Genomic DNA, 23411 nt, shown 5'->3' on the forward strand with positions numbered 1-23411 from the left:
ATTCTATTCTTTGATTGTTAGTTATTTCTATTATTCTTCTCGTAATGCTTCTATTGGTTTTATTCGTACGGCTCTATTTGCAGGAATCAATCCTATCAATACGCTTAAACCTACCATAAGGGTAAATGAAACCACAAATTGAGGGATATTCACCATTAAATTATAAAATGGGGCGTCGCTGTTTTCACCTATCATTCCATTTACTACTTCTAAAATACCCACGGCAATTGAAAATCCTATCAAACCAGCAAATACCGTAATCATAATGGATTCCAAAATAATTTGTCTTTTAACAACTCGTGGTGTAGCTCCCAGGGCTCTTCTAACCCCAATTTCTTTTGTACGCTCTTTTACCGTAATCAATAAAATATTACTAATGGCAATTACACCTGCCAGTAAGGTCAATATGCCCACAAAGAAAGAGACACCCTTTAGCACTCCAGTAAAAGCAGAAATATTATTAAATACCTCGGATAGGTCAAAACTTCCTATGGCTCTTTCATCAATGGGATTGATGTCATATTTATTTTTAAGTAATCGTTTAATTTTACTTTCAACAACTGCCACTTGGGTATCTGCTTCAACTGAAATGGCCATCCAGCCCATTCTATCTCCAGAACCAAAGGCCTTTTGAAATGTAGAAAATGGGATATATACCGAATTCTCCCCATCAATATTAATATTCTGATTAGGCTTATATATTCCTACAATATTGAAAAAAACACCGTTTATGCGAACATCTTTCCCTATAGCATTTTCTTCTTTATCAAAAAGTAGTTTGTAGGTTTCCTCACCAATGACACAGACTTTTTTAGAACCTTCCATGTCATTCTCATTCAAAAAGCGCCCTTCAACAAGCTTTTTTTTCATGATATCATCAATATTGGGATAATCTCCATAAACAGATGATCCACTGGTCCTCCCATTACGATAGACGGTTACCACCCCTCTATGATTTCCTAACTCTATACGCGGAGCCAAAACCTCTATTTCTTTAATTTGTTCCTTTAGAATACCTGCATCCTCCAATTTAAACTGAATCCTACGCCCTCGTTCAAATCCCTTATAAGGCTCGGAAGTGCGTTGGCTCCAAACAAAAAGACTATTGGATGCCGTACCTGCAAAGATTTTATTAAATCCATTGCTCATTCCATTAGACCCCCCAAGCAATAGCACTAAAATTACCATGGCAATAATTACTCCCAGCATGGTCAAAAACGTCCTAAATAAGTTCTTGCCCAAGGAGGCAAAAATTTCTGTCCATAAATCTTTATCAAATAACCACATATTATTTATCGCTTAATGCTACTATTGGTCTTACTTTTGCTGCCTTCATTGCTGGTATCAACCCTGCCAAAACTCCTGCTACAACCAATATAATTGTTGCTGTAACCACTGTGGACATTCCAACTGATGGGTTTGCAAAAGCATCTGTTTGAATGTTTGGTCCAATAATCGCTAAAAGACCCGTTGCTATTGCCAAACCAATAAAACCAGACAATGCCGTAATGAAAATCGATTCAAAAAGAACCAGTTTGATAATCTGCCAAGGTTCAGCTCCCAAAGCTTTTCTTACTCCAATTTCCTTTGTACGCTCCTTTATTATAAAGACCATAATATTTCCAATACCTACAATACCAGCCAGTAATATAAGAAGCCCAACAATGATAACTGCTACATCCAAACCTCCCGTAAAATTGCTAATATCTTCAAAAACCTCTGCATAATTAAAAATACGTATACCACCTTGGTCCTGTGGTGCAACCTTAAATTTTCGCTTAAATACATCTTCCAATCGTCCTGAAAATCCAAGCGCTTCTGTTAAATTATAGCTAGGATTATAGGTCAACGCAATTTGGTTTATCTCATCATTTTGCCCATACATAAGCTGAAAAGTGCTTATGGGAGCATAAATACCTCTTTCTGCATTATCATCACCATCGTCTGTAAAGACACCTATTACCCTAAAAGGCAGTCCGTTAAATTCCGCAAACTTTCCAATTGGATCAACATCTTTAAATAAGTCTTCTGCCACTTTTCTCCCTATAACGGCAACTTTAGAAGCATTATAAAGATCATTTTGATTAATATATCTGCCCTTGTTTACCAAGGTTTTTTCTATCATTTGAAAATCTGGATATACTCCCTGTACACTATAGCTTCCTGTTTCACTTTTATAACGAGCAGAAACTCCTTGAAATATTCTTGGGCTTATATATTCTATATCATTAGGAAAGCTCCTTTTTATATATTCTATATCCTCATTTCTCAACTGAACCCTTCTACCTGCTTCAAAACCACCATAAGCGATAGAAGTAACTCCCGCTCTAATAAAAATAGAATTAGTTGCATCATCACTAAACTGTCTTGTAAAACCGTTCTGCATGCCATTAACCGAAGCTAATAATAACACCAAAATAAAAATACCCCAGCCTACAGAAAAACCAGTCAAGAACGTTCTTAACTTGTTGTTCTTAATACTATGAAATATTTCTTGCCAAATGTCCCTATCAAACATATTGCTCAGCTCTTACTTGCTTTATTTTTTTATCTTCAATAATAACCCCATCTTTTAAATGCACAATACGTTTACACATATCTGCTATGTCCGGTTCGTGTGTTACTATTAAAATGGTATTTCCTTGATCGTTAATTTTTTGGATTAAATCCATCACCTCATAAGATGTTGTACTATCCAAAGCTCCTGTTGGCTCATCTGCCAACAATACTTTAGGCTCTGCGGCCATAGCCCTAGCAATAGCCACACGCTGTTTTTGACCTCCAGATAATTCACTTGGCAAATGCTCTGCCCATTCTTTTAAACCAACCTGTTCTAAGTATTTTAAAGATTTTTCCAAACGCTCCTTTCTACCAACTTTTTGATAATAAAGCGGCAGTGCTACATTCTCTAATGCACTTTTGTAGTTTATTAAATTGAAAGATTGAAAAACAAAACCCAAAAATTTATTGCGGTATTGAGCTGCTTTAGTCTCATTTAAATTTTTAATAGGAACCCCATCCAAAATATATTCTCCAGAATCGGAATTATCCAACATTCCCAAAATATTTAATAAAGTAGATTTACCAGAACCTGATGAACCCATAATGGCTACCAATTCTCCTTCTTCAACCGAGAAATTGATTCCTTTTAAAACATGAAGGGAATTGCTTCCCATTTTATAGGATTTATGAAGATCTTTTATTTCAATCATGGTCAGTTTTGTTTGTTGATTCTATTAATCCTGCTAATAGGACTTGCAAGTTGTTAAAATGTTACAATAAAATGTGAAAATATTTGTTAAAAGTTTTTAATTGGCAAATTCATCTTGTTTTACCTCATTCCAAACCTTTATTTTGTCATCAGAATTAATCCCCGATTTTACTTCTACATGGATACCATCACTAATACCCAATTCTATATCCTTACGATCAAACTGCTGGTTTCCATTTTCGATTTCTACAAATGGTTTTTTGGTGTCTTTATCAAACTGTACCAAAGCTTCCTTTACTGCCATAACGCTATCTGCTCTAGCTAAAATAATTGAGGCATTAGCACTAAGGCCTGCTCTAATAAATACAGTATCCTGTTTCTTAAGAGTTCCTTTTATTTCAAATTGGATAGCTCCATTCTCCTCTTTTCCTTTTGGTGCGATATAATCCAATACCGCATCAAAAACCTTATTTTCAATGGCACCCACTGTAATTTCCAGAGGAAGGTTTTCTTTTATTTTTCCTACTTCTGATTCATCTACTTTCCCTTCAAAAATCATTTTATCCACATCTGCAATGGCAGCAATAGTTGTCCCTTCATTAAAGGTGTTACTCTCTATTACCTGATTTCCAACTTCAACAGGCACTTCCAACACCATACCACTTACAGTAGAACGTATTAAAGTATTTGCTGCATTCCCATATCCTCTTGTTGTACCAGTCTTTACAATATCATAATTTTTATTAGCTGCACCATAAGCCTGCCGTGCTTGGTCATAACTTACTTGAGCACGTTCTAAATCCACTTTAGAAATTACGCCTTTCTCAAAAAGATTTTTTTGACGTTCGTAGTTACGCACTTGGTCATCCAAAGCAATTTTTGACTCATCTATAGCATTTTTAGCATTGTTCAATGCATTTAAATTGGGCACCACTTTTATTTTAGCCAACAAATCACCAGATTTTATGTAATCCCCTCCTTCAACATAAATCTCTTCAATGACTCCGGATATATTTGGCTTAATAAGTACCTCTTCTAGAGGTAGGATACTCCCCGTGGCCACAGTTTTTTTAATAATTGTTTGAGTACTTGCGGTTTCGGTTTCATAAACCACTGGGTCCTCATTGTTTTTTTGATAGAGATAATACATAGCACCGGAAAAAACGATTACCAGTAAAAGCAAAATAATTATAGTTGTTCTTTTTTTCATTTTTGTTGATTTATTTTGATTGATTTTTTATTCTGTTCTAAGTGCTTCAATAGGGCGGACTTTTATAGCACTGTTTGCCGGGATAAAACCAGCCAACAATCCTGAAATCATTAATATTGTCATGGCCCCAACAGCCACATTTAAGCTTACGCTTGGACTCATAAACATATCTACAGGGCCACTAGCATCTAACAGTGCATTTACAGCATAAATAAATAGTGCACCTAAAATAATTCCTGCCATGCCCGAAATGACTGTTAGGAAAATAGATTCCATTAGAATTTGTTTTTTAATGGACCATGGGTCTTCTCCCAATGCCCGTCTAATTCCTATTTCCTTTGTACGTTCTTTGACCACAATCAACATAATATTGCTGACACCAATTATTCCTGAAATCAATACCATGATACCAACCAGATAAGCTACCCAATTTAAAGCAGTAAAAAGTGTTTCTACCCTATTAAATTGCTCATATAGATCAAAATACCCAATAGCTCTTTTATCATCAGGATGCACCTTATGTCTTGTTTTCATTAAACTTACAATACGTTCTTTTAAATTAGAAATAGAGCTTTCATCATTTGCGGTTATGGCCATCCAACCCACATTATTACCTCTATTAAAGGCTTGGGAAAAAGAAGTAAAAGGAACAAAAATTTCTTTTTGGGCTTCTTCACCGCCATTACTACTATTCTTTTTATAGGTGCCTACTACCATAAAGTTGACTCCTTGAATTTTTATATAGGTTCCTAAAACCTCTTCATCCTTATCATAAAGGTCATTTTTTACTCCATTGCCAATAACCGCAACTTTTCGTTTTTCACGAATATCGTTGTGATTAATAAACCTTCCTGCAGTCACAGTCATGGGATCCTGATTTATAATCTCTGGATAATCCCCATAAACATTATAAGCTCCAACCTTTAAGCCTCTTACTACATTATTATTACCGTTGAAACCTCCTAGTTGATTCCTGGGAGAAACATATCGCATATCAGGTACGTTATCATGAATAGCCTGTACATCCTCAATTTTAAAATTGAAATTTCGTCCCATGGGAAGTCCCTCATGAGCCTTAGTAGTACTACGAGTCCACATGAACATGGTATTGGTAGCGATGTTTCCAAAATCTTGTTTTACACCATTTTCAAAACCTTTGTTGGCAGCCAAAAGAATAATTAAAATAAAAATCCCCCAACATACACCAAATGCCGTAAAAACGGTACGCCACACATTACTGGTGAGTACTTCCAAAATTTCTTTCCAGCGGTCTTTACTGAACATTTCTCTTTTTTGTTGTTAGCTATTAGTTTTTTATAACAAAATTATTCATCCCGTAACGCTTCAATGACCTGAACTTTTGCTGCACGCCATGCGGGAATAAAACCAGCCACGGCACCCGCAAAAATCAGCACAAATGTTGTTGTCAATGCCACGTTAAAATTTACTGATGGATTCTTTATATAATCTATTTCTACATTTGGACCAATAATTTCTAGCAAAGCCATGCTAAAAATAAGTCCGGTAAAACCAGCTATCGTAGTTACAAAAACTGATTCCTGTAAAATCATACCCACTATGGACCAAGGTTTGGCTCCCAAGGCTTTCCTAATACCTATTTCACGTGTTCTTTCTTTCACTACTATAAGCATAATATTGCTTACGCCTACTACCCCCGCAATTATGGTGCAAATACCAACAAACCAAAAGAACATTTTAATGTTACCCGTTAGTGTATAATATCGTTTAGCTTCTTCTAAAGCACTCCAAACCTCCACAGCACTATTATCGTCAGGAGAAATGGTATGTGCCTGTTGCACATAGCTTTTTACATTGTTCTTAAAATTTGTAGCCTGCGCAACTGCTTCATCAAAATTTTCCACAGGTGGCAAAGTATATGATAGATTATTTACTCTATCCCCGCCATTAAATACCTTTTGCGCTGTAGAAATAGGAATATATATGCGTTCTTCCTCCCTATCTTCGTATTCACCATACACCCCGATAATTTTAAATGGAATTCCTGAAATCTTGATGAATTCACCAACAGGAGAATCAACTTCGGTAAAGACATCATTTTTAATCTTGTTACCAACAATAGCCACTTTGGCCACATTTTTTTCATCCTGCTGGTTTATAAAACGTCCTTCATACATTTTAGCATTTTCAATAAATTGAAAATTTCCAGCCACACCCTGAATACTATAAACCAAAGCCTCTTTTCCATAATTCACAGTAACATTACGCACAAAAATTCGTGGGGATTGGTATTCTATTTCATTATGATACTGAGAAGCAATGGCATCAAAATTTTCGTTTCGCAATTGAATACGCCTTCCTGGATTTAATCCTTTAAACTCTTTAGAAGTCACCCCTGGCCACACCCAAACGCTTGTAGCAGCATCTTGCTCAAATTCTTGCTCAATACCATTTTGAAGCCCTTCGCCAAAACCCAATAAAATAACTAGAATAAAAATTCCGGAAGCTACGGAAAGCCCCGTAAGAAAAGTTCGCAATTTATTTTTACGAATAGTATCAAGGATTTCCTGCCATCTTTCTATGTCGAACATTGGTCAGCGGTGTTGATTGATTGATGAAATGCACTAGTGCACTTTAATAAGACTATAAGTAAGTCATATTGTTACAGTTATTTATAAAAAAAAATGTTAAAAAGAAAATTAAGCCTTCATTTTCTTATAAATAAAGAAAAACAAACCAGCAATTAATATGTATGGAATGGCCATTAAATAAACAATCCCATCATTAATTCCTTCAGCCGCAGATGTGTTTTCTTCGCTCTCCAAAACAGCACGGCACATAGCGCATTGCGCCTCAGACAACTGTGGAATTAAAAGGAATAAAACTAGTAATAATGCTATTTTACTTTTCATAAAAAAACTTCTCAACTACGTTTAAGGCGATGATTCTTTAAGTAATATAATATGGCGATATCATTAAATATACTACAACTCCAGTTATAGCGACATACAACCAAATAGGAAATGTGATCTTAGCTATTTTTCTATGTGCTTCAAACTTTTTTAAATAAGCTCTAGCATACGTTTTTAATACTAAAGGAATAATGGCAATCGATAATATTATATGAGATATCAATATAAAATAATACAAATACTTCATTGCTCCTTCTCCACCAAAAGGTGTTGGGTCAGATGTCATATGATAGGAAACATACATGACCAAAAATAATAGTGACAGTACAATACAGGTTGCCATTAATTTTTGATGCAATTCCCTTTTCCCATTTTTTATAGCCCATACAGCTATAATTAGTATAACAGCGGTAAGCCCGTTAATACTTGCATAAATAGGAGGCAAAAAACTTAAAGGTTCAACATTGGGGATTTTAACCCCAAACAGAATTCCCACCACCACAGGAATAGCTATAGAAATTACTATAATAATCTTATTGAATTTTTTTTCTTTCAAAACGTCTGTCTCCATATTATTCTTGCAATAGTTTTTTAATATCTTCTTTTAAGATTGATATCTGTTCTTTTTCACCTTCATCATTCTGTCCTTCAGCTTCTGAAATAGTTCCTCTATAATATATAATAGGATTCCCATAATCATCTACCCTAGAACGGATATATCCCTTTTTATCAATAAGGGCAAACATACCTGAATGCTCAAAACCACCTGGAGCATCCTCTTCTTCAGAAGCAAAAATATTGAACCCTGTATTGGCTAGCTCATAAATTATTTCTTGTTCTCCAGTTAACAAATGCCAATCCAAATCTGTAATGCCGTATTTTTCAGCATATTCTTTTAAGACTCTTGGTGAATCATATCTTGGATTAATGGTAAAAGAGGCAATTCCAAAATTAGAATCGTCTTTAAATTTGTTCTGAATTTCAACCAGATTCTTGGTCATCAAAGGGCAAATTGTTGGACAACTGGTAAAGAAAAATTCAGCCACATACACTTTCCCTAAATAATCCTTATCAGAAATTACTAAGCTATCCTGATTCAGTAAAGTAAACTGGGGCACTCTACGTTTTTTGCCTTCAATAATTAAGTAAGATAATTCATCTGCGAAATTCTTTAAATTCATCCTGTCATTCTCCACAATGCTTCCACTCTGGATTCTGTCAATGATTCTTGGTATAAAAATGATTCCGAAAATCAAAATCACAAAAGAAACCCAAACATATGTATACTTACCTTTCTTCATTTATTTATTTCTGTCTGCATTATTCTTCTTCAACGCCAATCTATATTCCGCTAAAATGATTTTAACGTCATCTTCCATTTTATTATTTAAATCTGCAACAGATGTAGTATTGAACCCATATTTAGTTCTTTCATCATCATCCTTCTTTCTACCTCTTAAATTCTTGTCCTTGTCAACTATAAACACATAAGAAGTTCCCAGTTGAGCATCTAAATTCACATCCGTTTTTAAGCTATTAAATAAATTTCTAATCTGAGGTTCATCACCAAAAACAAATTTCCATTTACTAATATCAACCAACCCCCCCAATTCTGATTTTAATTCTTCAACTTTCTTTTCAGAACCATTTGGGACAACCATCACAAATTGAAAGTCATTAAATTGATAAAAAGGTTTATATATTTTCTGATTTAGATTGAAAGCATTGCCTTTTTTAAGTTCAATATCACTACCTAAAAAACCTAGAACCGTAATTTTATTTTCAAAAGTAGTATTGGCATCGATGCTAGCAACATCCATAACATTTTCAGTTAGCGTGGGTAATTTACCAAAGTTATTTACACCCGATGCAAAAAAAAGGTACGCTACTATGGGCAGTATAAAAAGCACCACTAAAACAAAGGTCTTTTTCATAAAAATAATATTGTACAAAAATAAAAAAGACGGCCTAAAGACCGTCTTTTATCTATGTTAATTATGTTCTAGAAATTCCATTTAACAAATCCATCCTTAAACACTCCATATATATAATCAGCTTCAACCAGTAGTATAAATACTAGATAAAGAACTAGAAAAATAGGCGTCCAAACAATAGCTCTTCTCATAGCGCTTTTTTCATCTCGCAGGTGCATAAAATCCCAAGCGATGTAGTAGGCCTTAACCAATGTTAGAATAATAAATATCCAGTTGATAAGTTTCATTCCCAATACATATGTTCCAGTAAGTGCTTTTGGCTTTACAATACCCAATACCACCTCAACAGTAGTTATTATGGAAAGAAAAATTAATACGCCCCATATTTTACTAACGTTCGATTTAAACTTTAATAAGCCTCTAAAAATTTCTAATTTATGTTCGTGTGCCATTATTAAACTATAATTTATCTTATTAAACTAGGTAGAAGAATGTAAATACAAATACCCAAACCAAATCCACAAAGTGCCAGTATAGCCCAACTTTTTCTACCATTTCATAATGTCCTCTTCTTTCATAGGTCCCTATAATAACATTAAAGAATATGATAACATTGATTACGATTCCAGAAAATACGTGAAATCCGTGAAATCCTGTAATGAAGAAGAAAAAGTCTGCAAAAAGCCTACTACCATATTCATTATGTATTAGATTGGCTCCTTCCACAACATATTTGGCATCTTTTAGTTTAGCCAAAGATTGTTCACGGTTCAGTAGTGTTTTCTCGCCCTCTTCCGTAATGGTTTCTGTTCTAATTAAAATATTAGGGTCGGCTTTAAAACCTTCTACAACTTCATTCACTGTATATGATGGTAATGAGCCCTCGTCAAAAAACCAAATACCATTTTTCCTTTCATGCACAGCTCTTTCACTTGAAATTTCTTTTGCAAAATCTGCCAAACCAGCTCTTTCACCAGTATCAGCTTTTACAAATTGAAGAATACGGCCTCCTTTAGTTTCTAAAGCACCATGGTCTCCACCAATAAAAGTTGCCCACTCCCATGCCTGCGAACCTACGAATATAGCACCACCAATGATTGTGGCAAACATATACCAGATTACTTTATTTTTTTGCATTTTATGACCTGCATCCACCGCTAGTACCATCGTCACAGAAGACATAATCAATACAAAGGTCATAAAGGCTACATAATACATTGGATAATTACCGTGGAAGAAAGGAACGTGAGTAAAAACCTCATCCGCAATTGGCCAAGTCTCAATAAACTTAAATCTAGAAAAACCATAAGACGCAATAAAACCAGAAAAAGTCAATGCATCCGAAACCAAGAAAAACCACATCATGAGTTTTCCGTAACTTGCATTTAATGGTTTATTTCCACCTCCCCAAACAGCTTCCTTTGTACCCGTAGTAACCGTAGAATCCATATATAACGTATCGTGTTAATTAAATTTCAGCAAATTTACATTTTTTTCGTCTATTGAAAAGTCAAAATACCATCAAAACTAAACTTTAGAACCATTCTTATTTAACAAAATAGATAAACAATATTAAATACACCCAAAGTAAGTCTAAAAAGTGCCAAAAATTAGCCCCTAGTTCTAATCCCAACATATTAACTGATGTGTACTTCCCCTTTACTTGATTATACAAAACCACCAACAACGAAATTATACCCGCCACAACGTGTGCAATATGCACCGTGGCTATTAAAAAGATGTAAGATGATTTAATATTACTGGTGGGACCGGTAAAATAATACCCATTTTCTACCATTTGAGAAAACCCATTAAATTGCAAAACAATAAAAACAATACCCAAACCTAAAGTAACCAGTAGCCAAATAGTACACATTTTGGCATTATCCGCCTTAGTTGCCCTTTTTGCCAACATATATGTGATACTACTTAAAATGATAATGATTGTGCTGATTAAAAAAGAAGAGGGCAGTTCCAAATCGCCAATCCAATCTTCCCTTGTCCTACTTACAATATAGGCACTGGTCCACCCAGCAAACGCCATAATTAAACTGACAATCCCAAACCAGAGCATCATTTTCTTTGCTCTTGAGTTTTTCTCTACTTCATTTCCCTGTGTTAAATCCATTCAATTTTTATTTATAAAAATTTGTCAATCACATATACAATCTGCATCAACGTAATATAACTTACACTCGCCAGCATTAACTTTCTGGCCGATTTATTATCTCTTTTATTATACAATTGAAAAGCAAAAACCAGCATTGCCAATCCCATTAAAAATACAATGATTGCTGCCACAACAGACAAATGCAATCTTCCAGTAAATCCAAATGCTGGGACAATGGAAATAATAATCATCCAAATTGTGTACATGATAATTTGCAACACCGTTCCTGTATCTTTTTTTCCTGTTGGAAGCATTTTAAAACCTCCTTTTTTATAATCCTCGTCTAGCATCCATCCCAATGCCCAAAAATGCGGGAACTGCCAAAAAAACTGAATCATGAAAAGTGTACCAGGCTCAATGCCAAAATCATTGGTAGCCGCCACCCATCCTAACATAAAAGGGATTGCTCCCGGGAAAGCTCCAACAAAGACCGAAAGTGGTGTTTTAGTTTTTAGAGGTGTATACACACTCGTATATAGAAAGATGGAAATAGCCCCGAACATTGCCGTCTTGGGGTTAAGAAAATAAAGGGATACAACCCCCATTACCGTTAAAATTATGGCAATAGTCAGAGCATAATTTACAGACATTCTCCCAGAAGGTATAGGCCTGTTCTCTGTTCTATCCATTAAGGCATCCAAATCTTTCTCTATAATTTGATTATAGGCATTAGATGCACCCACCATACAGTACCCACCAAATGCCAAAAGAAGCACTGCATAGAAATTAATCTCCGTTGCTCCAAGGAAATAACCTGCAATTGAAGAAAAAACAACACTTACGGCCAGTCTTGCTTTAGTAATTTCCTTAAAATCGGCAAAAGTCATGGTCATAGTAGAATTTTTTGCCGTGCCAACCGCAGTTTTCATTATCAATTTAGAATAAGTATGCAAAGATACTGCCCAAATGATTTTTGTGCAACGTTATGAGTATGTTTATCTTAGTAGTTAGATATCAACCTTTAAAACCAATAACATGTTAAAAAAACACTTTCTTTTAGTCTTCTTCTCTTTTTTAATTTCCACTACGTCATGTATTTCTCAGAATGATGAGGTTACCATAAAGATTGACAAACTTTCTGATGATGTTTATATGCTTACTGGCCAAGGAGGAAATATTGGTATTTATGTAGGTGAGCAATATGTATATATGATTGATGACCAATTTGGTAGGTTAAGTGAAAAAATTAAGGCGGCAATAAAAACTATTACAGACAAACCCATTTCTGTTTTATTAAATACTCATATGCATGGTGACCACACTGGAGGTAATGCCAATTTTAACACAGATAACACCACGGTAGTTGCCCATGACAATGTTCGTAAACGAATGCAAACGAACTTACAGAAAGATTTGGATGACAATAAAATAGATGCCGAGCATTTTGCCAAAATGTTGCCTGAAGTAACTTTTTCTGATGATATTACTTTTTATGATGGGGATGAGACCATTATGGTCTTTCACGTACACAATGCACATACGGATGGTGATGTAATGGTTTATTTTTTAAATAACAATGTAATCCATATGGGGGATACTTATTTTGCAGGAAGGTTTCCATATATGGATTTAAATAGTGGTGGTAATGCCAACGGTTATATTAAAGCGCATAAGAAAGCTCTGATGGTCATCAATGATGAAACCAAAATAATTCCAGGTCATGGCAATCCATCAAACAAAAAAGAGCTTGAAATCTATGACATAATGTTAGAAGACCTTAAAACCAAAGTACAAGCTGAGATTGATGCTGGAAAAACCTTGGAGCAAGTACAGGCTAATAAATCAATCACAAATCCGTATAACGAGACTCATGGGAATGGGTTTATAAACTCGGACAGAATCTTGGAGATTTTCTATAAGAGTCTAAAAAAATAAGGTCTCGATTTAGATTGACCAAACAAACAGATATAAAAAATCCCGAGCTAAGCTCGGGATTTATATTTTTTTTAAGTTCTTTATCTACTTACTATTGTAGTTTAAAGGTAATTGGAATACTAAATGGAACCCTTACAGCTCTACCTCTTTGTTTTCCAGGAGTCATTCTTGGAAGCTTCTCAATAATTCTCAATGCTTCTTTTTCCAAGTTTTTGTCTGGTCCACGGTATCTAATATTACCAATACTACCATCTTTTTGAATAGTGAACATTACATTAACCCTTCCTTGCACACCCATTTCTTGAGCAATTTCCGGGTAACGGAAGTTTTTACGAATATGCTTTTGCATCATTTCATTAAAGCATTTTCTTTTATCTCCTGCGTTTTCACAACCAGGAAAAACAGGTACGTTTTCAATAACCGCAAAAGGAACATCAACATCTTCAAAATCTTCTTCCACTTCTACATCATCTACTTCTACTACTTCTTCTTCTTGACTAGTCTCTGTAGATTCTATAACAGTTTCTTCCACTTCTTCCTCATCTTCAACAACTTCAATAATTTCAGGAGCTGCAGGTGGTGGTGGTGGTGGTGGTGTTTTAATTTGTTCAGTCATCGGAACTTCTTCATCCAAATCATCATCAATGTTCATAGACGTATCATATTCATTGGTTTTATCATACGTTTTCCATTCCAAAGCACCATAAACCAACAACATTACCAATGCTAGTCCCGCTACAAAATATAAGCTACTATTTTTTCTTAAGTCAGCTTTTGGATTCTTTTTAAGTTCCATGATTTTATATTTTAATGTTCGCTAATTTAATTATTTATTTTTCAAAAAAGCAACTATTCGCTCCATTTTAACGGCATTTTTTTGGAAAACATAAATTTTACTAGGCCTGCACCCATAAATGCACCTAAAGTATTGGCCAAAGCATCCAAAATATCTCCCTCTCTACTTTGAGTAAATACGGCCTGTAATACTTCAATACCAATACCATATATAATCGCAAAAGCCGTAGCACTAAGTATAGCTTTTTTTACACCAATATTTGATCTATAAATTTCTCTTAAAAATAAACTTCCCAGTACAGCAACTCCCAAATAAAAAGTAAAATGAACCAACTTGTCCATATTAGGAATATCTATCCAAGAATCATCAATATCCATACCAGAAAAAGGAGATAGACTAAGATATGTAACCAGTAGCAACCAACATATAAATGCAATTGTAAAAAAAGGTCTTTTAGGCACCTATCAATTCTTTGTACTCTTCGTCACTAAGCAATGATTCAATTTCCGAGTCGTCCTTAATTTTAATTTTAATCATCCAGCCATCTCCATAAGGGTCGGTGTTTACCTTTTCTGGTTCATCTTCCAAAGCTTCATTAAACTCAATAATTTCACCACTTAAGGGCAAGAACAAATCTGATACTGTTTTTACTGCTTCAACCGTTCCAAAGATTTCATCTTTGTCCAAAGTTTCATCCAGTGTTTCTACCTCAACATAGACAATATCTCCCAATTCTCCTTGGGCGAAATCAGTAATTCCCACTGTTGCAATGTCTCCGTCTATAATAATCCACTCGTGGTCCTTTGTATATTTTAATTCTGATGGTATATTCATTCTAATTCTATTTGATGATAAAGCAAATGTAACGGATTATACACAGCTTATCCAAAAAAAGTAATCGACAAAAATGAAACTAGTTCCCGAAGTTGTATCTGATTGTAAAGCCAGTATTGATTGTAGTTTGTGGAAAGGCTGTAGAAACTGCAAATTTTGAAAAAGAATGGTCATAAAAGAACAAGGCATTTAAGTTCTTTGTTAAGGCATAATCAGCAGTAAACTTTAAAGAGAATAAGTTTTGCCCAGATGTTATCTGGTTATTATCAATATCCAAATTTCTAATAATAGTAAGATTATCTCTTAAGGTAACATCTGCCTTCAAGTTTAAATCCCCTTTTAAACGTTGTTTTTCTCCCCCAATATTAGTTACCATTTGTACATCCTTAAAACGATAACCCAAACCAAGTGTATATTCTTTACCATTTATTTCGGTCATCAAGTTATTGTCAAAACTTAAAGACAAAGCTCTATCTGTACGGATTTCTGCAAGAACACTCAATGAACTTTGCATTTCAAAATCCAATCTAATTAATGGGTTAAACTGGTCTGTAAGCACCACATTGTTATAAATGTTGTCTGGTAAAAAATCCTGATTTTCTGGATTAATTGTCCCATTTTGCTTCTCCAAGTTGGTCTGAAAAGAATTAATACTATAAGAAGCTCTATATCCGTGGCCTAAAGAGAAACGTTTGAATTTCTTTTTAAACCATTTGTTTTTCATTAAACCTGTAAACTTAATGTTCCAATTAGGAATAGGAATATCCCTGAAAGCATCCAAATTTACTCTATTCACATCTTGTCCTGTATATGCACTAAAGAAAGCAGGCAATAATACATCTTGATGTGTTTTGCTGTAACGTTCTGGAAAACCATCTGCATCAACATTACCTGTATTATGGCCTCTGTCCGATGCCACTCTATTGGCTATTGTAATTCTATTTTCTTTAAATGCATCAAAGGTTTCAGAAGTGAATTCATCACTCTTTCCAAAAGCGGTGCCTATCATCATCGTAGAAATACTGAAATTTCCAAAATTATTACCTAAAAGATTCTCATATTCAAACTGTCCATTTCCTAAATCATTTACCTGAAAACTTTCTTGATAGCTACTAGAATATTGTCTATCTGCTGATAGATCAATTGTTAAATCTTGAGTTGGCTGAGCTGTCGCTGTAATGCTAAGTTGTTTGTTGGTGCGCTCAATATACTGTTCATTAAATTCTGGAAAAGCCGTTAACCACCCATTACGTGCAGCTTCATAGCGTACATCAGCTTGGCTACCAAACACAAAACCAATCGAGGGTCTTGCCGTTCCAATAAAACCAATGGATTGTGTATATCCTGGCAATACTTTTCCGTTGTTCTCACTGTAGTTTACGTTAACTCTTTTAACCATGGTTAAAATATCCACAGCTGTATTAAAAAGCCCACTTGTCTTTTTAGTTTCCTCTGGGTTGTTACCACTTGCTGGATTTCCAGCTTTATCTCTCCGCACAGGAGCATTGTTGGTAGTAACTTTGCCATTTCTTTTTTTTAACCCAAGTAAATCATAAAAACGTTGCATTGTTAGAGAGGCTGTTACATTATGTGTGTTGGCATTCTGAACCGTATTAATATCTTCTCCTGCTACTTCTCTAAGTGCATCACCTCCCCGCTGCCAATCAAAATTACTGGTATAAGAATATTGTGCATTAATAAAATCCAGTGCAGGTATTTTATTAAAAGGGATTTCATAATTCAGTTGCATTTGCTGTGCATGCCTGTTAGGTTCTCCTATATCAAAAAAACCATTCCATAAATCCAACATGTCATTAATGCCAGATTCACTGTCGCCCTCTTCATTAAAATAATTTCGGACAATATTATTGTTGCTCGCAGTTAGGTTTAAACGCAATGATTTGGACAGGCTATAATTTAAGGCGTACTGCCAATTAAAAAGATAATTACGTTGTTGAAGTAACGGAAGTTCCAATGCCTCGACACCAGGCTCTAACACATCCCTAAACCGTTGCTGATTAAACGATCTATTTATGTTTGAGTTAACTGATAAACTTGTGGGCAACAGATTAAAATTCAAGTCCTTTAACCATTGCCAATATTTACCTGTAAAAAGAGAATCTTTTTTTGCAAAAGGAGCCACTTCTGCGGGTTTAAAATTATGATTGTAAACAAAGCCTGTAGTTACATTCTGATCTCTAAGGTTAGCTATTTCAAAATCTCTATGATCCGTTTCGTTATAGGAATAATTCAAAGTAAAATTCTCTACATCATAAAAATTGGCTTCTGCTTCTTCACCTCTATTTTTTCTTACTCCAATTAAGTTGATGCTTGTTCTTTTTGTATAATCTTCAGCCTGTTTTCTTATAGTCTCTGCATCTTCCGCATTGGCAGCTGCGGCAATTCTATCTTCTAATTTTAAATCATCATATACTGGATCAAATTCTGGTGTAATGACCTGTTCAGAAATTCCATAATTAAATGGTAATTGCAACCCCCATTTTTTTGGAAACAATTGGCCCATATTTAAATTGGTGACCACATCATAAGAAATAGCATCTTCCCTAGCTCTTTCATTAGGCATTTGATCTATAGCTCCAAATCCCGATGTACTTTTGCTTCCTGTTGCAGACACATTTGCAAAATCAGCAATATTGGCATCAACAGCAGCAACGGCGGCCCATCCACCATTGTTGTCTAATCCAGCCAAACGAAGTTCATTGAACCAAACCTCTCCTCTTGCGGGTAGGTTGTCCGTATTTTTTACACCCACCATCATACTTCTTAAACTTCCCAAAGAGGGGTTTCCTCTAATGCCAATTCTAAGAACACCCGGTGTTCTAGGAGCAAACTCTGGCACCGAAACAACTTCGCCATCCACTACCTCATAATAATTAATTTGATTAAGGGTTTGGTTGGCAATTCCTAAAGATTTCACCCTATTTAAATCGCTTAAATCGATATCTATTTCATTGACATCTGGCCAAACTTCACTTTCTGAAGAAGCTCCAAAAGGTGTAAACTGTAATGGTAATTCTATTTGATAGAAATTCTCTGAAAAATCTGTCCCAATTCGCAAGAAACCAATCAAAGGAGTTTCATCATTGGAATAATCAGAATCCACAATTTTTTCAGCGTGCATAAACATTTTAATACGCTCGTACTGACGTACATCCATATTCACATTTTTGAACACACCCCTAGAATCTTCTGACTCTAAATTTTCAACTTTAAAAGAAAGCGATTGTTCATTTTGACGAATAATTGTATTGTTATTGTTTAATTGCTCTCTAATAACCCCAGGAGGCAACACATATGGAATAGGAATCCTAGCATTGTTTTCCTCAATATTTACTGTATTTACATCTACTACCGTACCATCATCAGCAGGATTATTATCAATATCTGGTTGTAATGACTTGGTATAAGTTCTCCAATCACCACGCACCAAATCTAGCGTTGCAAAACGAAGTACCACATCACTGTTAAAACCAGTAAGGTACATTCTCATAAAACTGATGGATCTAAAATCTGTTATTCCTCCAACGGCATCAGTAAAATCATTCAACGGAATTTTATATTGTATCCATCTGCGATTTAAGCTTTGACCATTAGGCAATTGCGGTGTTACCCCTTCTTTTATATCGGTAACATATAAATCATCTATTGTTGTGTTAGGCTTAATTGGAATTCTATATTCATAATAACTATTGACCGTGTTCATGGTCAAATCCCTATCAATATCCTCTACATCTGGTAATGTAGTTGAACCCCTATTTGTATTGGTTACAGCAACTGGTGAATTCCCTTGAGGGTTGTTAAAATCAAAATAACGTTCTAAAATCCCGCCTTCTCTATTTAGGTAGTATTGGTAGTTGTCCAAAGCTGGGTCACTGCCTCCATTATTATCAAAAATGCTTGATTCATCTTCATCATTCAGACCATCAAACCCAATATCCTGAAGGCTTCTACTTGCTTCATCAACATCAAAAGCGTACACTAACGATTGTGTGGCAGGTACTTCTCCCCAGGAAGTAGACGCAACCAAATCATTACTCCCTACGGTTGGAAGTCCATTTTCATACTGTTTTCTACCATCTTTTAATACATCTTCCGAAATATTTCCTAGGTTAAAGATCAATTCTCCCGGACTTGTAGCAATACCATCCACATATGGGTCCAATACCCAAAACTGCACAAACTCCACATTAGATTGCTCAAAGTTGGTACTACTTAGAGAACGCATAATTCCACCCCATTTTTCTTGTGGTTGAGATGCATCAAAATTTGGATTGTTGTTATATGGTCCTTTGGCATTTGGGTAATAGGCCAAATCCAATGTGTTCTGTACTGTTGTTTGTCCTTGGGCAATATCAATCTGAGGGAAAACCTCATCTATAAATATCCTTCTAGTCTCATTATTAGAAATATCATTATCACTTATTCCCGATGGACGTTGATTTGTAAAAAATATAGGATCAATAGTATACCATGCCATTTTTGCCCTACCATACCCATTTTCCAAGTTAGCTGGATCTTCTGGGGAACTTCCTGTCAATTGACCCCCTGGAACAAATTCCAAAGGCGTACTTGCCAAGGTCCAACCCAAAGAAGAGCGAATGTCTATTAGTGCCTGCGCACCTTCAAAATCATCTAAATAAGTGGTGGTTTCTCCTTGAAAGTTTGCATTTTTAGGTGAGTTGGGCTTTAAAAAAGCGACCTCTCCACGTACCGATAGATTAGAAGGAACGTCCGTATCTATATTAGGTAATTTATTTGCCAAACGGGTAAGAAAAGGGACTTCGGTAGAAAAGTTACCATTAAGACCAAATATTGTATTGTTGACAGGTTCTATTCCAAAATTTGATTTTTGGGTCAATGGCCGTTCATTTAAATTAAGAAGTGTTGCCCCTAACACAAAATTTTTACTAACCTGATGCTCCACATTAACTCCTGTAAACCTTCTTGTTTGTTGTCCAAATACTGCATTATTTTCAACTGAAATATTAATCGGAACATTTGAAGCTTCCAAACTAGGGTCCAAAATCTGCACCGTCCCTGCTTGGTAATTTACAGTATAATCTATTCCTTCTTGTAATTGACGACCACCAGCAGTTACTCTAACTGAACCACGTGGCACATTAAAAGCACCTATAGGAATTCCGTTGTTTCCTTCAGATTTATACCTACCCTTTATTAAAAATCTATTTTTTTCTGCGTCCTCTAAAGAAGCTGCTTTTGTTTGGGAATACATGTTTCTAAACACGTACTTCTGCTGATTGGCATTATAACCTTGATCATCTTCAACATCATAGGTCCCTCCTCCCAGTTCATTAAATAAATATTCTCCAAAAGGCTCAACTGTACTAAATATGATTCTGCCTCCTCTTGTATCTACAGTAATTCCCGGAATAAAATCAAAAAAACCATCCCCGCCTGGCTGGACATCATTGTAACCATTTAACCTATCCAAGTTAAAGACATTTAAAAGAATTTTATCCTGTAAATTTTCTGGCCAACCAGCTCCTGGTGATTCATCAACTGGAGTAATATAATTTCTAGGGGTTGGATCCGAATAAAGTATATTCAATTTAAAATCTTCCTGACTCAACTGAAAAGCTCCAGTTGAGTAAATATTTTTCATCATTAAATCCCAAATAGGGTCATTCACATTGGTAATGTTACTTTTAAGTAATTTTAATATCAATGTATTATTCTCTACAATTGGATTTATTCCTCCAGATACTGTAGTAGCATCCAAACCTCCATTAGCAAATTCTCCCACTTGATATACATCTCCATTGTAAGTATATTGAAAAGCTACCCCCAAAACCTCATCATTACTCAATCTTTGGTTTAAAGAAATATAGCCTAATTGAGAATCAAATTGATAATCTCTGCCTTGCTCCAATTTTCGGGCATTTTCTAAAATAGCATAATCAAAACCTTGGTTAATAGTATAACCCGCTACATTAAAACCAGCCTCAACTGTAGCAATATCTCTTATCTGTGATGTCAATGCTCCACCATTGTCCATAAGGGCAGGGTCGTAATCATTAGCATTATTCCTTGGGAAAATATTTGTTGGATTGTTAAAAAATCCAGCAGGGTCTCCATTAAATTGCCCTATTCTAGTCTGTTCTTCATTGGCCTCTCCCAAATCCTGGATAGCCACTACATTTCTCACATTTAGAGTCTGTTGATTCCTATTGGTAACCCAAACTTCTAAACGAGTAATTTGTACCTGACTTCTTATATATGGATAGTTTTCCAACGCTGTATCATAATTGTCTCTAAAATATTGAGCTAAGAAAAAGTGTTTATCTTCATCATAATCCAACGCGGTAAGTGAATATTCATTCAATGTTCCTCCTCCTTGTGCAACCACAGTATTATTTTGAGAACGTTGTTCCGAGAATACTGCCGTAACAGTAGTTTTACCAAACTGCAATTGTGTTTTAACTCCAAAAAGGCTTTGCGCACCGGTAATCAATGAGCTATTAAGTGGCATGTTTACATTACCAACTTCTATTTTTCTAATAATATCATCTTCGGTAGGCGTATAATCCAGTTTTACCAAATTCTGAAAATCAAACGTGGCTTCTGTATCGTAGTTGGCGGTTACTTGCAAGCGTTCACCTATTTTTCCCAACATACTTAAACTAATGCGCTGGTCAAAATCAAAAGAAAGATTGGTCCTATTCCTTGGTGAAAGAGCTGGGTTATCATTTTTTTGCCAAATAACACCCAAATCCATAGCAACTGATCCTTGTGGAATTACCTCTATGGTATTACCACCAAAAACAGATTCAAAAAAATTGTTGTTAATGTAAAAATTGGGTAGAAGGTTCTTCCGAGCTTCTTCGCTTCCTTCTTTCTTTCCAGAAAAAGCATCAATCTTATCCTTAAAATAAGATTTCATGTTTTCTTCTTGTACCAATTCATAATATTGGTCTGGTGTAAGAATTATGGGATAACTGATATCAAAATCACCAACACTTTCAGAATATATATAACGGTCCAATTGTGGATCGTAGGTATATTTTGATACAATGCTTTCTGGATTATCCAACTTAAGCTTTCCCAAAGCAAAACCTGTTTGAACAGAATCAACTTCTTGCTCATTAGTTTCTTGGGCAAAAGTGACTTGCGTTGCTCCTAGAAAAAAAATGGATAGAAAAAAAAGCTTAAATGATGATTTAAGATATTGTTTAGCCCCTGTCTTCAAATTTCTTACAAATTTTTAAGCGCAAGTTTTATAATGTCCTCTACGCTTAGTGTAGCATCTTGGCTTAATACCTTGTCCACAACCCTTTCAGCTTGTTTACGAACAAAACCAAGAACCTCTAAAGCAGATAACGCTTCATCTTTATTTGTATTGTTTGAAGAAGTGGAAACTTCATCAATATCATAAATTTTTAAAATCTTATCTTTTAGGTCCAAAATTACACGCTGCGCAGTCTTAGCGCCAATGCCCTTTATTCCTTGGATTGTGGCAACATCACCCGTAGCTATGGCATCTCTAATTTGACTTGGAGACAAAGAGGATAACATGGTTCTCGCAATACTGGAACCTATTCCAGAAACAGAAATCAATAACCTGAAAATTTCCCTTTCGGATTTCTCCGCAAATCCAAATAAGGTATGAGCATCTTCCTTAATTTGTAAATGGGTAAATAATAGAATATTTTCATTGTCATTTATCTTGGAGAACGTGTGTAGGGAAATATTTACAAAATATCCCACCCCAAAGCACTCTATTATAACATAGGTTGGGGTTTTTTCAACCAATTTTCCTTTTAAATGAGCTATCATTCCTTTTCTTTAAATGGTATTTTTAGCTTGTTTTCTTTTTTCCCGTTCTTGGGCATCTATGACGGCGACAGCTGTCATATTTACCATTTCATCCACACTGGCGCCTAATTGTAGAATGTGTACCGATTTCCTTAAACCAACCATAATGGGACCTATGGAATCTGCCTTGTTTAATTCCTTCAATAATTTATAAGTGATATTGGCCGATTCCAAATTTGGGAATATCAAAGTATTCACATGTTTCCCATTCAACTTAGAAAATGGGAACTGACTTTTTCTTAACTCCTGATTCAAAGCAAAATCTATTTGAATCTCCCCATCTACTTTTAAATCTGGATTGTATCTATGCAAAATTCTTACTGCCTCTCTTACCTTAGTAGAATTTGGATGGGTTGATGAGCCAAAGTTAGCATAAGAAAGCAATGCCAAAACTGGATCAAAACCAAAAGTAGTCGCCACATTTGCAGTCATTTGGGCTATCTCTGCCAATTCACTTGCGGTAGGATCAATGTTTATTGATGTATCTGCCAAAAACAAAGGGCCTCTGGAGGTGATCATAATATTTACTGTAGATACCTTTTTTACATTGGATGCTCTTCCAATAACTTCAAAAATTGGTTTTACAACTGTTGGATAGGCTCTGGAATAGCCAGATATCATACCATCTGCATCACC

21 protein-coding genes are annotated in these 23411 nt (G+C 35.2%); 1 reads left to right on the plus strand and 20 read right to left on the minus strand.

Annotated features, from left to right (window positions below):
• Window positions 1–30: 30 nt before the first annotated feature.
• The 14 genes from AC000W_RS05905 to cyoE form a co-directional block, all read right to left on the minus strand.
• Window positions 31–1287 (minus strand): ABC transporter permease, encoded by a 1257-nt coding sequence (locus tag AC000W_RS05905; RefSeq protein WP_474746811.1) that lies wholly within the window; start codon window positions 1285–1287, stop codon window positions 31–33.
• Between the two features lies 1 nt (window position 1288).
• On the minus strand, window positions 1289–2518 hold the full coding sequence (locus AC000W_RS05910) for an ABC transporter permease (RefSeq protein ID WP_474746812.1): 1230 nt from the start codon (window positions 2516–2518) through the stop codon (window positions 1289–1291).
• Window positions 2511–3212 (minus strand): ABC transporter ATP-binding protein, encoded by a 702-nt coding sequence (locus AC000W_RS05915; protein ID WP_474746813.1) that lies wholly within the window; start codon window positions 3210–3212, stop codon window positions 2511–2513. Before AC000W_RS05915 ends, AC000W_RS05910 begins: the two co-directional genes overlap by 8 nt.
• Before the next feature lie 96 nt (window positions 3213–3308).
• Window positions 3309–4421: an efflux RND transporter periplasmic adaptor subunit gene (locus AC000W_RS05920; protein WP_474746815.1), complete on the minus strand. Its 1113-nt coding sequence runs from the start codon at window positions 4419–4421 to the stop codon at window positions 3309–3311.
• Between the two features lie 27 nt (window positions 4422–4448).
• Window positions 4449–5705: an ABC transporter permease gene (locus AC000W_RS05925; protein ID WP_474746816.1), complete on the minus strand. Its 1257-nt coding sequence runs from the start codon at window positions 5703–5705 to the stop codon at window positions 4449–4451.
• Between the two features lie 41 nt (window positions 5706–5746).
• Entirely contained in the window at window positions 5747–6991 is a 1245-nt protein-coding gene (locus tag AC000W_RS05930; protein ID WP_474746817.1) for an ABC transporter permease, read from the minus strand.
• Window positions 6992–7099: 108 nt separating this feature from the next.
• Window positions 7100–7312 (minus strand): hypothetical protein, encoded by a 213-nt coding sequence (locus tag AC000W_RS05935; protein ID WP_474746819.1) that lies wholly within the window; start codon window positions 7310–7312, stop codon window positions 7100–7102.
• Between the two features lie 37 nt (window positions 7313–7349).
• Window positions 7350–7883 carry a DUF420 domain-containing protein gene (locus AC000W_RS05940; RefSeq protein WP_474746820.1) on the minus strand — a complete coding sequence of 178 codons (534 nt, stop codon included), beginning with the start codon at window positions 7881–7883 and terminating at the stop codon, window positions 7350–7352.
• A 1-nt stretch (window position 7884) separates the two neighbouring features.
• Entirely contained in the window at window positions 7885–8613 is a 729-nt protein-coding gene (locus AC000W_RS05945; protein ID WP_474746822.1) for an SCO family protein, read from the minus strand.
• Entirely contained in the window at window positions 8614–9246 is a 633-nt protein-coding gene (locus AC000W_RS05950; protein WP_474746823.1) for a hypothetical protein, read from the minus strand.
• 68 nt (window positions 9247–9314) lie between these two features.
• A complete protein-coding gene (locus AC000W_RS05955) occupies window positions 9315–9698 on the minus strand; it encodes a cytochrome C oxidase subunit IV family protein (RefSeq protein ID WP_474746825.1) in 384 nt (127 codons plus the stop codon).
• Between the two features lie 22 nt (window positions 9699–9720).
• Window positions 9721–10695 (minus strand): cytochrome c oxidase subunit 3, encoded by a 975-nt coding sequence (locus AC000W_RS05960; protein ID WP_474746826.1) that lies wholly within the window; start codon window positions 10693–10695, stop codon window positions 9721–9723.
• Between the two features lie 97 nt (window positions 10696–10792).
• Window positions 10793–11374 (minus strand): cytochrome c oxidase subunit 3, encoded by a 582-nt coding sequence (locus tag AC000W_RS05965; protein WP_474746828.1) that lies wholly within the window; start codon window positions 11372–11374, stop codon window positions 10793–10795.
• A gap of 11 nt (window positions 11375–11385) precedes the next feature.
• Window positions 11386–12285: a heme o synthase gene (cyoE, locus tag AC000W_RS05970; protein WP_474746829.1), complete on the minus strand. Its 900-nt coding sequence runs from the start codon at window positions 12283–12285 to the stop codon at window positions 11386–11388.
• Window positions 12286–12391: 106 nt separating this feature from the next.
• On the opposite strand from cyoE, the gene AC000W_RS05975 reads away from it, so the two are divergent.
• Window positions 12392–13291, plus strand: coding sequence for an MBL fold metallo-hydrolase (locus AC000W_RS05975; protein ID WP_474746831.1), 900 nt, complete (start codon window positions 12392–12394; stop codon window positions 13289–13291).
• Window positions 13292–13382: 91 nt separating this feature from the next.
• Here AC000W_RS05975 and AC000W_RS05980 read toward each other — a convergent pair whose 3' ends face one another.
• From AC000W_RS05980 to AC000W_RS06005, 6 genes are all read right to left on the minus strand, one after another.
• Window positions 13383–14087: an energy transducer TonB gene (locus tag AC000W_RS05980; protein ID WP_474746832.1), complete on the minus strand. Its 705-nt coding sequence runs from the start codon at window positions 14085–14087 to the stop codon at window positions 13383–13385.
• A 53-nt stretch (window positions 14088–14140) separates the two neighbouring features.
• A complete protein-coding gene (locus AC000W_RS05985; RefSeq protein ID WP_474746834.1) occupies window positions 14141–14548 on the minus strand; it encodes a VanZ family protein in 408 nt (135 codons plus the stop codon).
• A complete protein-coding gene (gcvH, locus tag AC000W_RS05990) occupies window positions 14541–14921 on the minus strand; it encodes a glycine cleavage system protein GcvH (protein WP_474746835.1) in 381 nt (126 codons plus the stop codon). Before gcvH ends, AC000W_RS05985 begins: the two co-directional genes overlap by 8 nt.
• 79 nt (window positions 14922–15000) lie before the next feature.
• A complete protein-coding gene (gene sov, locus AC000W_RS05995; RefSeq protein ID WP_474746837.1) occupies window positions 15001–22149 on the minus strand; it encodes a T9SS outer membrane translocon Sov/SprA in 7149 nt (2382 codons plus the stop codon).
• A 5-nt stretch (window positions 22150–22154) separates the two neighbouring features.
• Entirely contained in the window at window positions 22155–22736 is a 582-nt protein-coding gene (ruvA, locus tag AC000W_RS06000) for a Holliday junction branch migration protein RuvA (RefSeq protein WP_474746838.1), read from the minus strand.
• Window positions 22737–22745: 9 nt separating this feature from the next.
• The coding region (locus AC000W_RS06005) for a phosphate acyltransferase (RefSeq protein ID WP_474746840.1) at window positions 22746–23411 on the minus strand (666 nt) is incomplete at its 5' end.

The sequence above is a fragment of the Saonia sp. genome (assembly GCF_056326165.1).

Coding starts and splice junctions, on each gene's coding strand:
- AC000W_RS05905 (WP_474746811.1), bottom strand. CDS start 1,287: ATGTGGTTATTTGATAAAGATTTATGGACAGAAATTTTTGCCTCCTTG.
- AC000W_RS05910 (WP_474746812.1), bottom strand. CDS start 2,518: ATGTTTGATAGGGACATTTGGCAAGAAATATTTCATAGTATTAAGAAC.
- AC000W_RS05915 (WP_474746813.1), bottom strand. CDS start 3,212: ATGATTGAAATAAAAGATCTTCATAAATCCTATAAAATGGGAAGCAAT.
- AC000W_RS05920 (WP_474746815.1), bottom strand. CDS start 4,421: ATGAAAAAAAGAACAACTATAATTATTTTGCTTTTACTGGTAATCGTT.
- AC000W_RS05925 (WP_474746816.1), bottom strand. CDS start 5,705: ATGTTCAGTAAAGACCGCTGGAAAGAAATTTTGGAAGTACTCACCAGT.
- AC000W_RS05930 (WP_474746817.1), bottom strand. CDS start 6,991: ATGTTCGACATAGAAAGATGGCAGGAAATCCTTGATACTATTCGTAAA.
- AC000W_RS05935 (WP_474746819.1), bottom strand. CDS start 7,312: ATGAAAAGTAAAATAGCATTATTACTAGTTTTATTCCTTTTAATTCCA.
- AC000W_RS05940 (WP_474746820.1), bottom strand. CDS start 7,883: ATGGAGACAGACGTTTTGAAAGAAAAAAAATTCAATAAGATTATTATA.
- AC000W_RS05945 (WP_474746822.1), bottom strand. CDS start 8,613: ATGAAGAAAGGTAAGTATACATATGTTTGGGTTTCTTTTGTGATTTTG.
- AC000W_RS05950 (WP_474746823.1), bottom strand. CDS start 9,246: ATGAAAAAGACCTTTGTTTTAGTGGTGCTTTTTATACTGCCCATAGTA.
- AC000W_RS05955 (WP_474746825.1), bottom strand. CDS start 9,698: ATGGCACACGAACATAAATTAGAAATTTTTAGAGGCTTATTAAAGTTT.
- AC000W_RS05960 (WP_474746826.1), bottom strand. CDS start 10,695: ATGGATTCTACGGTTACTACGGGTACAAAGGAAGCTGTTTGGGGAGGT.
- AC000W_RS05965 (WP_474746828.1), bottom strand. CDS start 11,374: ATGGATTTAACACAGGGAAATGAAGTAGAGAAAAACTCAAGAGCAAAG.
- cyoE (WP_474746829.1), bottom strand. CDS start 12,285: ATGAAAACTGCGGTTGGCACGGCAAAAAATTCTACTATGACCATGACT.
- AC000W_RS05975 (WP_474746831.1), top strand. CDS start 12,392: ATGTTAAAAAAACACTTTCTTTTAGTCTTCTTCTCTTTTTTAATTTCC.
- AC000W_RS05980 (WP_474746832.1), bottom strand. CDS start 14,087: ATGGAACTTAAAAAGAATCCAAAAGCTGACTTAAGAAAAAATAGTAGC.
- gcvH (WP_474746835.1), bottom strand. CDS start 14,921: ATGAATATACCATCAGAATTAAAATATACAAAGGACCACGAGTGGATT.
- ruvA (WP_474746838.1), bottom strand. CDS start 22,736: ATGATAGCTCATTTAAAAGGAAAATTGGTTGAAAAAACCCCAACCTAT.